Annotated in this window: 16 protein-coding genes; 8 read left to right on the plus strand and 8 right to left on the minus strand. The window is 40.8% G+C overall.

Translation table 11 applies throughout. The annotated features are described in order from the left end of the window. The first annotated feature begins 4 nt into the window (after positions 1–4). From I2E70_RS01885 to radC, 3 genes are all read left to right on the plus strand, one after another. Entirely contained in the window at positions 5–748 is a 744-nt protein-coding gene (locus I2E70_RS01885; protein ID WP_014713268.1) for a class A sortase, read from the plus strand. 169 nt (positions 749–917) lie between these two features. After that, entirely contained in the window at positions 918–1,196 is a 279-nt protein-coding gene (locus I2E70_RS01890) for a hypothetical protein (RefSeq protein WP_049474901.1), read from the plus strand. A 54-nt stretch (positions 1,197–1,250) separates the two neighbouring features. Then, positions 1,251–1,934, plus strand: a complete 684-nt coding sequence (gene radC, locus I2E70_RS01895) for a RadC family protein (RefSeq protein WP_195423164.1) — start codon at positions 1,251–1,253, stop codon at positions 1,932–1,934. 202 nt (positions 1,935–2,136) lie between these two features. Here radC and I2E70_RS01900 read toward each other — a convergent pair whose 3' ends face one another. The 6 genes from I2E70_RS01900 to I2E70_RS01925 form a co-directional block, all read right to left on the minus strand. Next, positions 2,137–2,784 carry a redox-sensing transcriptional repressor Rex gene (locus tag I2E70_RS01900; RefSeq protein ID WP_049474902.1) on the minus strand — a complete coding sequence of 216 codons (648 nt, stop codon included), beginning with the start codon at positions 2,782–2,784 and terminating at the stop codon, positions 2,137–2,139. A 129-nt stretch (positions 2,785–2,913) separates the two neighbouring features. Beyond that, positions 2,914–3,129, minus strand: a complete 216-nt coding sequence (locus I2E70_RS01905) for a DUF4649 family protein (protein WP_049490891.1) — start codon at positions 3,127–3,129, stop codon at positions 2,914–2,916. A gap of 1 nt (position 3,130) precedes the next feature. Then, positions 3,131–3,478, minus strand: a complete 348-nt coding sequence (locus tag I2E70_RS01910; protein ID WP_009730974.1) for a DUF1831 domain-containing protein — start codon at positions 3,476–3,478, stop codon at positions 3,131–3,133. Positions 3,479–3,487: 9 nt separating this feature from the next. Continuing rightward, positions 3,488–4,600, minus strand: coding sequence for a cysteine desulfurase family protein (locus I2E70_RS01915; protein ID WP_195423166.1), 1,113 nt, complete (start codon positions 4,598–4,600; stop codon positions 3,488–3,490). 9 nt (positions 4,601–4,609) lie between these two features. Next, positions 4,610–5,566 carry a ribose-phosphate diphosphokinase gene (locus I2E70_RS01920; RefSeq protein ID WP_003007186.1) on the minus strand — a complete coding sequence of 319 codons (957 nt, stop codon included), beginning with the start codon at positions 5,564–5,566 and terminating at the stop codon, positions 4,610–4,612. Between the two features lie 72 nt (positions 5,567–5,638). After that, the gene (locus I2E70_RS01925; RefSeq protein WP_195423168.1) at positions 5,639–6,196 is read right to left on the minus strand and encodes a CYTH domain-containing protein; all 558 of its coding nucleotides are present in this window, start codon (positions 6,194–6,196) and stop codon (positions 5,639–5,641) included. Positions 6,197–6,291: 95 nt separating this feature from the next. Between I2E70_RS01925 and I2E70_RS01930 the strand changes: the two genes are divergently transcribed. From I2E70_RS01930 to mutY, 5 genes are all read left to right on the plus strand, one after another. Continuing rightward, positions 6,292–6,963: a GTP pyrophosphokinase gene (locus tag I2E70_RS01930; protein WP_023918039.1), complete on the plus strand. Its 672-nt coding sequence runs from the start codon at positions 6,292–6,294 to the stop codon at positions 6,961–6,963. After that, complete coding sequence (locus I2E70_RS01935; RefSeq protein ID WP_282184817.1) at positions 6,947–7,765, plus strand: NAD kinase; 819 nt, start codon at positions 6,947–6,949, stop codon at positions 7,763–7,765. The genes I2E70_RS01930 and I2E70_RS01935 overlap by 17 nt, the downstream gene beginning before the upstream one ends. Then, on the plus strand, positions 7,762–8,655 hold the full coding sequence (locus tag I2E70_RS01940; RefSeq protein ID WP_195423171.1) for an RluA family pseudouridine synthase: 894 nt from the start codon (positions 7,762–7,764) through the stop codon (positions 8,653–8,655). The genes I2E70_RS01935 and I2E70_RS01940 overlap by 4 nt, the downstream gene beginning before the upstream one ends. Positions 8,656–8,676: 21 nt before the next feature. Further along, on the plus strand, positions 8,677–9,651 hold the full coding sequence (gene pta / locus I2E70_RS01945; RefSeq protein ID WP_195189840.1) for a phosphate acetyltransferase: 975 nt from the start codon (positions 8,677–8,679) through the stop codon (positions 9,649–9,651). A gap of 92 nt (positions 9,652–9,743) precedes the next feature. Further along, complete coding sequence (gene mutY, locus I2E70_RS01950) at positions 9,744–10,889, plus strand: A/G-specific adenine glycosylase (RefSeq protein ID WP_195423173.1); 1,146 nt, start codon at positions 9,744–9,746, stop codon at positions 10,887–10,889. A gap of 794 nt (positions 10,890–11,683) precedes the next feature. Here the strand turns inward: mutY and I2E70_RS01955 are convergent. Further along, entirely contained in the window at positions 11,684–12,031 is a 348-nt protein-coding gene (locus tag I2E70_RS01955; protein WP_195423175.1) for a thioredoxin, read from the minus strand. Positions 12,032–12,288: 257 nt separating this feature from the next. Continuing rightward, positions 12,289–14,004, minus strand: a complete 1,716-nt coding sequence (locus I2E70_RS01960) for a phospho-sugar mutase (protein WP_195423178.1) — start codon at positions 14,002–14,004, stop codon at positions 12,289–12,291. Positions 14,005–14,056: the final 52 nt, after the last annotated feature.

Consider the following 14,056-nt stretch of genomic DNA (forward strand, 5'->3'; position numbering starts at 1 on the left):
CAGCATGTCACGCAAAAGAAAAAAGAAAAAGAGTTTACGCAATACTCTTATCAACATCGTTGCAACACTTTTGATTATTCTCTCGCTTCTCTTGATTTTCAATGCTCCGATCCGAAACATGATTATGGTGTGGCATACCAACCAATATCAGGTTAGCAAGGTCGATAAAAAAACCATTGATAAGAATAAAGAAGTGAAGACGAGCTTTGATTTCCAACATGTCCAGTCACTTTCGACGGAAGCCGTCATCAATGCCCAATGGCAAGCTCAAAAACTACCAGTAATTGGGGGAATTTCGATTCCTGAATTAAACATGAACCTTCCGATCTTTAAGGGGCTTGAAAATGTAGCCCTCTACTACGGAGCAGGGACCATGAAGGAAAACCAAGTCATGGGACAAGGCAATTATTCTCTTGCTAGTCACCACGTATTTGGCCTAACTGGAGCTAATGCCATGTTATTCTCACCATTAGAGAAAGCCAAGGCGGGTATGAAGATCTACATCACGGACAAAGAAAAAATCTATACTTATGTCATCTCATCTGTTGAGACAGTGACTCCAGACCGTGTAGATGTTATTCAAGATCGTGAAGGCGTCAATGAGATCACCTTGGTGACCTGTGAGGATGCTGCAGCGACTTACCGGACAATTGTAAAAGGAAATTTGGAAACCTCTGTTGACTATGACAAGGCTCCAAAAGACATCCTGGATTCATTCAGCAAGTCTTATAATCAAATGCAACTTTAAGAAAATAAAGCCCGAGGCAGAGATGCTAGGGCTTTTTCTATGTAGGAAGCTAGGAGAAATTCTTGTAAAATTGTAAGAGATTGGTAATATTATGTAAGGAATTTGTCATAATATTGAGGGAAAATCAGTATATAATAGAGGAGAAAGAGTATGATAAGGAGGTAGAATAGTGACAAAAGAGCGAATTTATCATCTCTTGCATCATTTCTATAATCTCTTAGTAAACGATTTTCCACGAAATGGTTTAATTACGAAAGGTATCTACGAAGTAGAGCAGGTCTACCAAGCTTTAGAGGCCATTCCTCAGAGCCAGGAGTACTTGATCCGCTGTGAAATTCAACAGTTTTTAAAGGAGCTTGAACAAGTTCAAACAGGTTACCAGATCCGCTTTAATAAAGATGAAGTCTTAGTGTTAGATGATTTGAAGGAAGAGATCGCCTGTAAATAATGCAAGGTCGTCGTTTTCTCTATTTATTACGAATTAATAAGTGAGGAGGAAATTATGTACGACATATCATTTATTGAACCATCTTTGCTTCCTAGAGAACGTTTGGTTTCTGAAGGGGTAGATAAGCTGAGTCATCAAGAATTGTTATCCATTCTCTTACGGACAGGCAATAAGAAAAAAAGCGTTTATGATATTGCACAAGGTCTTTTGAGCTCCGTTAATAGTTTAAAGGAGTTAAGTCAATTAACCCTAGAGGAGCTGCAGGAAATCTCTGGGATTGGCCGGGTGAAGGCCATCGAACTTCAGGCTGTGATTGAGTTTGGACGAAGGATTCATAAAGACGAATTGATGAGTTCTGAACAGATCATGAGCAGCCAGAAATTGGCCCATAAAATTCAACAGGAAATCGGCCATAAGAAACAGGAGCACCTGGTTGCCCTCTATTTAAATACGCAGAATGAAATTATTCATCAGCAGACCATTTTTATTGGAACCGTGAATCGAAGTATTGCGGAGCCACGTGAAATCCTGCATTATGCACTGAAGCACATGGCAACCTCTATCATCTTGGCTCACAATCATCCATCTGGTGCCGTATTTCCGAGTAAAAATGATGATGAAGTAACGCAACGAGTTTTAGAGGCCTGTGAAGTGATGGGCTTAACCCTATTAGATCACTTGATTGTATCTGAAGAAAACTATTATAGTTACCGTGAAGAAACCGATTATTTGGTATAAAATAGAGAGTGGGACAGAAATCGGTAATTCGTTAGAATTCGATTTCGTCGTCCCACCTCCGCACAGTTGAGTAGGGCTGTAAAAGCTGATGAAATCAGCATGGTAGAGCCCACTCAACCACTGCGTCTTGCTCGACAATCCAAAAATAATTGAGAGGCTAGGATTTTTATCCCAGCCTCTTTTCTTGTTAATGTATAAATCTTTATTCTTCGTTTTTTCGCATGAAATAAAGGAGTGTTTGCAATTCACTAGTGAGATCGACATATTGGACAACAACGTCTTTAGGAACTGTCAGATGGACCGGAGAAAAGCTTAGAATTCCTTTGACACCGGCATCTACTAAAAGACTAGCAACTTCCTGCGCTTTAATACTTGGGACAGTTAAAATTGCTGTTTGAATGCCTTCTTTTTTGAGATTCTCTTTGATCGTAGAAATCCCATAAATGGGGATCCCATCCTTACTTTTGGTATTAATCAGTTCATGATCATCTACATCAAAAGCCATGACAATTTTCATCTTATTGCGTTCATGGAAGCGATAGTTGAGAAGCGCACTTCCCATATTTCCGATCCCCACAATAGCGACATTGGTAATGGCATTGTCATTTAAAAGATCGGCAAAGAAGTTCATTAGTTTTTTTACGTCATAACCAAATCCCCGTCTTCCTAATTCACCAAAATAAGAAAAATCTCGGCGAACGGTAGCAGAGTCAATCCCAATTGCATCAGCAATTTGCTTGGAATTGGCGCGCTCTATTTTTTCAGAGTTAAAGCGTTTAAAAATGCGGTAGTAGAGCGATAAGCGTTTTGCTGTTGCGCGTGGAATTGGAGTATTTTTATCATGTTTCACAATATCACAACCTTTCCCTCTTATTGTATAGGAAGATTGTGAAAAAATCAACTATCTAGAGCGGTTTTTAAAAAATATTTTTGTCTAAAGAAAAAGCTGATGGCGATGGAGAGTTCCATCAGCATCAGCTTAGTTTTCAGCTTGTTCTACCTTTTTCAAAAAAGCATAAAGTCCATCGACACGTCCTGTATAGGGGAGCTTTTCCCCCTTGTATTCAATGGATACGATTGAGTAAGAGTCAGGCAAGGTTACACAGCCTGAAAAAGCTAGGATACAGGCTGCAAGGTCAGGATAAGTAGTCGTTCGTTCTACTTGGTAAGCATCGATATAAGTTAGGGTTACCATATTAGGCCTCTGTTTTGTTGAAAATTTCTCTTTCGACAAGACTATCCATTAAGAAATAGAATTTTTGTTGGATAATGTCATTTTCTGGATTTTTAAAGATATTAACCAGGCGAAGCCCAGACTTGTCTGTAATATTGATCTTAAAACCTGTCAAATCTTTATTGAAAATGATTTTAAGTAGGAAGCCTTCGCCGCTATTTGGAACTGCTTCGAGCAAACGATTTAACTCGTAATTTCCAACTTTTGTAACAGCGAATGTATTGTCACGTAAGGTATATTTTTTTACATTTGGGTGTAGACTATAGGTATATTTGCAGTCTTTCAATGAAACACTTGTTTCAAAAGCCATATTGTTCTCCTATGATAAAATTTCTTTAAGTTTTGAGAGGAAGTCTTGAACCTCCTCTACGGTATTGAGTTCTGAAAAACTAATTCGAAGGGATTCTTTTAGGCGTGAGCTATCTTTTCCATAGAGCGCCTCAAGGACATGGCTGGGTTGAACTGTACCAGCGGTACAAGCAGAACCTGTAGAGACAGAAATTCCAGCAAGATCGAGTCGCATTAATAATACATCATTTTGGACACCCGGAAAGCCAAGATTCCAAACAAATGGAAGATGATCTTCATTCGCATTAACGTAGTAGTCGTAGGCTGCTAAACCATTGACTAGTTCTTGGCCGAGTTTTTGAACCTGGTTGAAATTTTCTTCTTGATGAAGTGTAGCTTGCTTAAGCGCAGTTGCCATCCCGACAATAGAAATGAGATTTTCCGTGCTGGCTCTCATCTTACTTTCCTGATCCCCACCATGGATGAGATTATCAAAATCTGGGACGGCTGCATAAAGGAAGCCGACTCCCTTTGGTCCGTGGAATTTGTGGGCAGAAGCACTGAGAAAATCAATTCCCAACTCTTCGGGATAGACAGGGACCTTTCCGATTGCTTGGACCGCATCAACGTGAAAGGCAGCTGGATGATCTTTTAAGAATTCTCCGATTTCTTTAATCGGTAGAAGATCGCCTGTCTCGTTATTGGCAAACATGGTAGAGACAAGAATGGTATCCGGTCTAAGTGCAGCCTTGATATCACTAGCCTGAATGCGTCCATCTCTTGGTTGGACGATCGTAACTTCAAATCCGAAACGTTCTACAAGGTATTCGATGGGTTCGAGAACCGCATGGTGTTCCAAAGCGGTCGTAATGATGTGTTTGCCATCTGCTTGGTGTTTCAAGCAGTAGCCTTTTATAACGGTATTATTACTTTCTGATCCACCTGAAGTGAAGAAAATACGATTTGGAAGAGTATGGAGAGACTGAGCAATCTGCTCGCGAGATTCTCGGAGGAGTTTACTAGCCATCCGTCCATGAGCATGAAGGCTCGATGGATTTCCAAAAGTGGTCTTCATAGTTTCAGACATTTTATCAATGACTTCAGGTAGAAGGGGAGTTGTTGCGGCATTATCAAAATATATCACATTAAGACCTTATTTCTTGTGGTAGGCAAATAGAGGACTAACAGGTTTTCTTTCTTGAATGCGAACAATAGCTTCAGCGATCAGTTCGCTAGCTGTCAGATAGTTAATATTTTTTGGAGTTGGTCCATTTGGAGCAACAGAATCGGTCACCAAGATTTCTTTGATCGGAGCTTGGTCTAATAATTCAACAGCGCCTTTTACAAATAAACCGTGGCTTGAAACAGCATAAATTTCAGTAGCACCTTCGCGTTCGACGATTTTCGCAGCTTCTGAGAATGTCTTACCGGTATTGAGGATATCGTCAATCAAGATTGCTTTCTTATCTTTGACATCCCCGATAATATAGCCATAATCACGGTTTGCATCATCTTGTTCGTAATCAATGATCGCAATCGGTGCATCAAGATATTCCGCTAAACTGCGAGCTCGTTTGACACCAGAGTTTTTAGGGCTGACTACTACGACATCAGGCCCTGTTAGACCTTTGTTGATGTAGTGTTCTGCAAAAAGAGGAATGGTAAAGAGGTTATCCACGGCAATATCGAAGAAACCTTGGACTTGCACTGCATGGAGATCCAGAGTGACGACACGATCCACCCCAGCTTTGACCAACATATTTGCGACAAGCTTAGCAGTAATTGGTTCGCGAGGAGCAGCAGTCCGGTCTTGGCGGGCATAACCGAAGTAAGGCATGACCACATTGACAGTATTTGCGCTGGCCCGTTGGCAAGCATCCACCATAATTAAGAGTTCCATCAAGTGATTGTTGACAGGGAAACTGGTTGATTGAATGATATAAATATCATATCCACGAACACTTTCCTCAATATTGACTTGGATTTCACCATCTGAGAATTGACGGGATGAAATTTTCCCAAGTGGAACCCCAGCATGATCCGCGATTTTTTGCGCAATCTCTGGATTTGAATTGAGAGAGAAGAGCTTCATATTTTTTTTATCTGACATGTGATTCCAACCTCATTTAGATTTTTGATCTTAGCACTATTTTAGCAAAAATTTGCGATAATTTCAGCTATTTTACAATCTTTCAGCCAATCTGGCGATTTTATTTTTTGCTGCTTTGTAGACGATTCCATGCTCTTTGATGAACTGATGGAAATTTTCTTCCTGTTCAGCAGTTTCGACCTCGATTTCTAATTCATAATCTTCAGTGTCTAGATAGAGACTGTGGTCTAGTGCCACCAAGCCTGCAGCTGTTTCTTTTTCGAAGCGTTCTGTTGTAAGGCTTCCCCAGACAGCGAGATGCTCAACGGGGATTTCTTTAGAGATCAAGAGGTTTTTGATTTCTCCGTCAGGAAACTGTTGGTGTTGAAGGATCGCGTCAGTTTCTTCTGGGCTGAGGTTTTGATTGTACTCGAAATGGCCAACTGTTTCAGGAACTTTGAGGGTCAATTCCGCCTGATCTGTGAAGGTACGCACCCGCAAGGCCATTTTTTCCTTGCGGATGAGCTGGTCGGGTGTATCGATATAGTGGTTGGTTTGGACAACCAATTCTGTATCAGCAAAAAGTGGAAGGAGGGATTGGTATTCCTCCTTGTCTAGCAAGGTTTTGTATTCAATTTCTAAATGGTTCATTTTGTGGTCCTTTGCTTTTTTTCGAAAGCGATTCATGATATAATAAGAGATGTGTTTATTGTATACAAAAATGGTTCAGATTACAAGGTGGTAGGATGGCAATTGATTGGGAAAACTTCTTAGATCCTTATATCCAAGCAGTTGGGGAATTAAAAATCAAACTGCGTGGGATTCGTAAACAATATCGTAAGCAACAAAAGCATTCTCCAATTGAGTTTGTCACTGGCCGTGTCAAACCGATCGAGAGCATCCGAGAAAAGATGATCCGAAGAAATATCTCTGAAGAAAATCTGGCGCAGGATATGCAGGATATTGCCGGTCTTCGCATTATGGTCCAGTTCGTAGACGATGTTGAAGAGATCCTAGAAGTTTTGAGACAACGGCAGGACATGCGCGTGGTCCAAGAGAGAGATTACATCCGCCACAAGAAATCAAGTGGTTACCGGAGTTACCACGTTGTGGTAGAGTATCCGGTTGATACCATTGATGGTAATGAGACAATCTTAGCAGAGATTCAAATTCGGACCTTGTCCATGAATTTTTGGGCAACGATTGAACACTCGCTCAATTATAAATATAAAGGAGACTTTCCAGACGAGATCAAAAAACGCTTAGAGACGACTGCAAACCTGGCCTATCTCTTGGATGAAGAGATGGGAGCGATTCGGGATGCGATTCAGGAGGCTCAAGCCCTGTTTGATCCACTTCATCGTAAGTTAAATGATGGCGTTGGAAATAGTGATGACACAGATGAAGACTACAGGTAAAAAAGTATCCATTATTCGCAATCGCAAGCGTCAAAGTGAAGAGGTTTTTCAGCAGTTGCGCTACAAGCTTCGAAAAAATAATTTTATTTTGACGGAAAAGCATCCGGATATTGTGATTTCCATTGGTGGAGATGGGATGTTGCTATCGGCCTTTCACAAGTATGAACACCAGTTGGATCGAGTTCGCTTTGTTGGCGTCCATACCGGACACTTAGGATTTTATACAGATTACTTAGACAGTGAAATCGATAAGCTGGTTGAGAACTTAAAATATGATACTGGAGCTAAGGTTTCCTACCCTATTTTGAATGTCAAGATTACTTTTGACAATGGGGAAACCCGTACCATGAGAGCCTTGAACGAAGCGACAATTAAGAGAAGCGACCGGACCATGGTTGCCGATCTTACCATCAATGGGGTTGATTTTGAGCGCTTTAGAGGAGACGGCATTACTGTTTCGACTCCGACAGGAAGTACGGCTTACAACAAATCCTTGGGAGGAGCAGTCCTTCACCCAACAATTGAGGCGCTGCAGATTGCGGAAATTGCCAGTCTCAACAACCGTGTTTATCGTACCTTGGGTTCTTCTGTTATTGTCCCTAAAAAGGATAAGATTGAGATTACACCGACGAGACCTGGCTTCCACATTATCTCTGTTGACAATTCAACTTATTCCTATCGCAATATAGCAAAGGTGGAGTACCAGATTGACAACCATAAGATCAATTTTGTGGCTAGTTCTAGTCATACCAGCTTCTGGAATCGGGTCAAGGATGCCTTTATCGGAGATGATCGGGAATGAGATTTGAATTCATTGTCGATGAGCATGTCAAGGTCAAGACTTTCCTGAAAAAGCACGAGGTTTCTAAGGGTCTCTTAGCAAAGATTAAGTTTCGTGGTGGCCAGATCCTTGTCAATGGACGTCCGGAGAATGCAATTTATTTGTTGGATATTGGGGATCGCTTGGTCATTGATATTCCAGCGGAAGAAGGGTTCGAAACCCTAAAACCCCTGGATCGGCCTTTGGATATTTTGTTTGAAGATGATCATTTTTTGGTTTTAAACAAACCCTTTGGCATTGCCTCGATTCCAAGTGCGATTCATTCCAATACCTTAGCAAATTTTGTAAAAGGCTACTATGTGAAGCAGGGCTACGAGAACCAGCAGGTTCACATTGTCACTCGCCTGGATAAGGATACGAGTGGTGTCATGCTCTTTGCCAAACATGGTTATGCCCATGCTCGCTTGGACAAACAATTGCAATCTAAAACGATTCAGAAACGCTATTATGCCTTGGTTAAGGGAGAAGGTCAGTTAGATCGTGCTGGAGAGATCATTGCCCCGATTGCGCGTGATGAAGAGTCGATCATTACTCGAAAGGTAGCAAAGGGAGGCAAGTATGCTCATACTAGCTACCAGGTTGTTCAATCTTTTGGTGATATTCACCTAGTGGATATCCAGTTACACACTGGTCGAACCCATCAGATCCGCGTTCATTTTTCTCACATTGGTTTCCCGCTTTTGGGAGATGATCTCTATGGCGGAAGTCTAGAAGATGGCATTGAGCGCCAGGCCCTCCATTGCCATCGTCTATCCTATTATCATCCATTTCTAGAGGAAGAATTGGTCATAGAAAGCCTACTGCCTCCAGATTTCCAAGCTGTTCTAACACAGCTTCAAACCAGTTATTAATTATTAAAAGGAGTAAAACTCATGGAAGTTTTCGAAAATCTCAAAGCCAACCTCGTTGGTAAGAATGCACGTATTGTATTACCAGAAGGTGAAGAACCTCGTATTCTCCAAGCGACAAAACGCATTGTGAAGGAGACAGAAGTAACCCCTGTCTTGCTTGGTAATCCCGATAAAATTCGGATTTACCTTGAAATTGAAGGGGTTTTGGATGGATATGAAGTTATTGATCCTCATTCTTATCCAGGTTTTGAAGAGATGGTAGCTTCCTTGGTAGAACGTCGTAAGGGCAAAATGACAGAAGAAGAAGCGCGTCAAGTCTTGAAAGACGACGTTAACTATTTCGGTGTGATGTTGGTTCACATGGGAATTGTTGATGGGATGGTATCAGGTGCGATTCACTCAACAGCTGCAACCGTTCGTCCAGCTCTTCAAATTATCAAAACTCGTCCAAATGTCAAACGGACTTCTGGTGCCTTCCTTATGGTACGTGGATCCGAACGCTACTTGTTCGGGGATTGTGCCATCAACATTAATCCAGATGCTGAAGGCTTAGCTGAAATCGCCATCAACTCTGCTATCACAGCTAAGATGTTTGGCATTGATCCAAAAATTGCCATGTTGAGCTATTCAACCAAAGGCTCTGGTTTTGGGGAAAGTGTTGATAAGGTTGTTGAAGCGACTAAGCTTGCTCATGAACTTCGTCCAGACCTTGAAATTGATGGGGAATTGCAATTTGACGCAGCCTTTGTCCCAGCAACTGCAGCCTTGAAGGCTCCAGGAAGCAAGGTGGCAGGACAAGCTAATGTCTTTATCTTCCCTGGTATTGAGGCAGGTAACATTGGATACAAGATGGCAGAACGTCTTGGTGGCTTTGCAGCAGTAGGTCCTGTCTTGCAAGGGTTGAACAAACCAGTGAACGACCTCTCTCGTGGATGTAATTCAGATGACGTGTACAAATTGACCTTGATTACAGCGGCACAAGCAGTAGAACAATAAGAATGATTGAAAGGCTCAGGATGATCTTGAGCCTTTTTCTTTTTAAAATCAGAATTTGTAAACTCTAAGCCGTTCTATGGTATACTAGGAATATGTTAGATTTAAAAGATTACGGGATTATCATGTGGGAGGATGAAAAAATTGCTTCCTTCCGAGAAAAGTTATTAGCCTGGTATGATGCCAATAAACGGGATCTCCCCTGGAGAAGGACGCAGGATCCTTATAAAATCTGGATCTCAGAGATTATGCTACAGCAGACACGTGTCGATACGGTTATTCCCTATTATGAGCGCTTTCTGGACTGGTTTCCAACTGTCGCTGATTTGGCTCAAGCTCCTGAAGAAAGGCTCTTAAAAGCATGGGAAGGCTTGGGCTATTACTCAAGGGTTCGCAACATGCAGAAAGCTGCTCAGCAGATGATGGAAGACCACGGTGGTGTGTTTCCATCAAACTATGAGGCTATTTCAAAACTTAAGGGAATTGGGCCTTATACTGCTGGTGCCATTGCGAGTATTGCTTTTGGTTTGCCAGAGCCGGCTGTGGATGGCAATGTCATGCGTGTTCTAGCCCGCTTGTTTGAGGTGGACTACGATATTGGAGTCCCGACCAATCGCAAGATTTTCCAAGCCATGATGGAGATCTTGATTGATCCAGATCGTCCTGGTGATTTCAATCAGGCTTTGATGGATTTGGGATCAGATATTGAATCCCCAGTCAACCCACGGCCTGAAGAGAGTCCTGTAAAAGAGTTTAGCGCGGCCTATCAACATGGAACCATGGATCGTTATCCAATCAAGGCTCCTAAGAAAAAACCGGTGCCAGTATATTTAACGGCCTTTATCATCAAGGATAGTCAAGGGCGCTACTTGCTGGAGAAAAATGAGCGAGAAGGGCTTTTGTCTGGTTTTTGGCATTTTCCTTTGATCGAAGTGGATAGTCTATCAGAGAACCATGGCCAGTTGTCACTACTGGATGGGCAGGGGCAGGCAGTAGACACCCCAGAAATACTTTCCTTTGAACAGGACTATGACTTGGCCATTGATTGGCAGAACCGGTCTTATCCTATCATCCAGCATGTCTTTTCTCATCGTAAGTGGCAGGTTCAACTTCGTTACGGTTTAGTAAAAGAAGGAGAGCAAGAATCAAGTGAATCGACTGTTTGGTTAACACCAGAAGAATTTTCGAATTATCCTTTTGCCAAACCCCAGCAAAAGATCTGGGAAGCATTTAATAAATGAACGTTCATTTTAATTTAATATAGAGCATAAGTTTATGAAGATAGAATAGGATTATGTAAGTTATATGGATTATATACCAGATTATTCAGATAAAAATTTTATTGGATCTCGTAGTATATTTGCTAGTATTCTCTATTTTATATTAGCTTGTTTTAATTATATTATGGCTGGCGTATATTATTATATTATTTACAAATTATATTCTAATCATGTGAAAATCAGCTTTATCTTAATTTATTTATTTATTTTTTACAATTTATTTTGGTTAACACGTGAGTTAAATTTTAAAATACTTCACTGGCTTGGTTACCACGCCTCGCCAAAATATTATGGAAGTTTTAAAAGCAGGTTTCCTTTATTCAATAAAATAACGAAAACATATAAAATGCATTACAGAAGAAGATCAAAGAAACACCAATTTCTATTCTTATGCAGTTATTTGCTTTATTTAAATTTTGTGCCTATATGTTTCTTTCTTTATTTTTATTTTATAAGGTACTATACAGTTATGAACTATACAACTGACTTTAAAAATGTAAATAAAATATATCTTACTATCTTCTTAATCTTGATATTTGCTACCGTATTCATAAATGAATTACTTTTTGAAAAGTACAGAAAATGGTTTACAAAACACTTTAATCTTGATGGTAGGCTAGAGGAGCATGAATTTCCAATATTTTTCTTAAAATGAAAAATAGTCTACTAAAATAGTTTGATGAAAAAAATTCTAAAAGTTGGACAATTTTTACGGTAAACAAAAATTAGCTAGAGTATGATCTCTAGCTAATTTTTTATAGATGAGCGAATGCTTTAATTTCTTCTTCTGACATGGAAGAGTCGCAACGAACAGTGACTTCGCCGGATTCAACATGTAAAAATCCAGGGACAGTTGGAATACCGTAAGTTGAGCGGAAGGTTTGTAATGCGTCTAGCTGACTTGGTTCTTCACTATTGATGAAGTAGATATGAGCTTTTGTTTCAGCTACGACAGTTGCTAATTTAGCAGCGAACTTCCGGCAGTAAGGACAAGTCTTGCGTCCGATAAAGAAGGTTGCTGTTTCTTTTTTGTCAATCGCTTCTTGCACACGCGCAACAGTTGTGACTTCAAGATCTTTAATATCTTCTAAAAATTGTTCCATGAGATTACCTCGCTTTCTTATAAATCTAGTATGCCATAAAGGGCGAAAAAATGCTGTATTTTGATACGAAAGAAAGAGAGAGTGGGACAGAAATCGGTAATTCGTTAGAATTCGATTTCGTCGTCCCACCTCCGCACAGTTGAGTAGGGCTGTAAAAGCTGATGAAATCAGCGTAGTAGAGCCCACTCAACCACTGCGTTTTGCTTGACAATCCAAAAAAGATTAAGAGGCTAGGACTTTTGTCCCAGCTTCATGTTTTAGCCTACAAAAGCATTGATTTCTGCTTCGATATTCGCAATTTTTTCTTTAGCATCTGCTTCAGATTCACCAACTGTAGCGATGTAGAATTTGATTTTTGGTTCTGTACCTGAAGGACGAACGGCAAACCATGAATCATCAGCCAAGATGTATTTCAATACGTTACTTGGAGGAGTTGTTAATTTTTCAACGCCGTCAGCAGTAGTAGCTGTTTGTTCTAAGAAGTCTTCTGTCTTAGCAATGTCTGTGTTGTTGAATTGTTTAGGAGCGTTACCACGGAATTTATCCATGATTTTCTTGATTTCAGCAGCTCCATCCACACCTGAAAGGGTAACAGAGATAGTCTTTTCTGCGAAGTAACCATATTGTTTATAGATTTCTTCGATACCATCTGCCAAAGTCATACCACGTGAGCGGTAGTAAGCTGCGATTTCAGCAACGATAAGAACGGCTTGGATAGCATCTTTGTCACGTACGAATGGTTTGATGAGGTAACCGAAGCTTTCTTCAAAACCAAGCATGTAAGTGTGGTTGTGTTGTGTTTCAAATTCATGAATTTTTTCACCGATAAATTTGAAACCAGTTAAGACGTTAAACATCGTTGCGCCGTAGCTTTTTGCAATCTTGGTCACCAACTCAGTGGATACGATGGATTTACAAAGAGCAGCATTTGCAGGAAGCGTACCAGCTGTTTTGTGAGCTTCAAGAATATATTTAGCAATGATCGCTCCGATTTGGTTACCAGAAAGGTTGAGGTAAGAACCGTCTGGTTGGCGGATTTCAACACCAAGGCGGTCTGCATCTGGGTCAGTTGCAACCAATACATCAGCGTCTACTTTGCGACCAAGTTCTTCAGCAAGAGCAAAAGCAGCTTGGTTTTCAGGGTTTGGAGATTTAACAGTTGAGAAGTCTGCATCTGGAACAGCTTGAGCTTCAACAACTTGAACTGCTTCAAATCCAGCTTGTGCAAGAGCACGACGAGCCAACATTTCACCTGTACCATGAAGAGGAGTGTAGACAATCTTCATGTCGCGACCGTATTCATTGATCAAGTCTTGGTTGATGTTAACACCTTTCACTTCTTTCAAATATTCAGCGTCGACGTTTTCACCGATAACTTCAATCAAGCCGTTAGCTTTGCTTTCTTCAAGATCAGCCAATTGAACAGTGAATGGACTTTCGATCGCACGGATGTAATCTGTCAATGCATCCGCATCTGCAGGTGGCATTTGTCCACCGTCTTCACCGTATACCTTGTATCCATTAAATGGAGCAGGGTTGTGGCTAGCTGTTACCATGATCCCAGCAAATGTGTGGAGGTGACGAACAGCAAATGACAATTCAGGTGTTGGACGAAGGCTTTCAAATACATAAGATTTGATACCATGGGCAGCCAAAACTTGAGCAGATTCAAAAGCGAACTCAGGAGAGAAGTGACGGCTGTCATAAGCAATGGCAACTCCACGTTTTTTAGCTTCTTCCCCTTTTGATTCGATCAATTGGGCCAATCCTTCAGTTGCTTGGCGAACAACATAGATATTAATACGGTTGGTACCAGCACCGATTAATCCGCGCATACCAGCTGTTCCGAATTCAAGGTTAGTGTAGAAGGCATCTTCTTTTGTTTTTTCATCCATTGCGACCAACTCATCACGAAGGTAAGCTGGTAATTCAGCAAAGTCGAGCCATTTTTGGTAGTTTTCTTGATAGGTCATGCAAGCGTCTCCTTTTTGCGTTATATTTAATCGCTTTCATTATAGCAGATTT

This window comes from Streptococcus parasanguinis, from assembly GCF_015556095.1.
Taxonomy (GTDB): domain Bacteria; phylum Bacillota; class Bacilli; order Lactobacillales; family Streptococcaceae; genus Streptococcus; species Streptococcus parasanguinis_Q.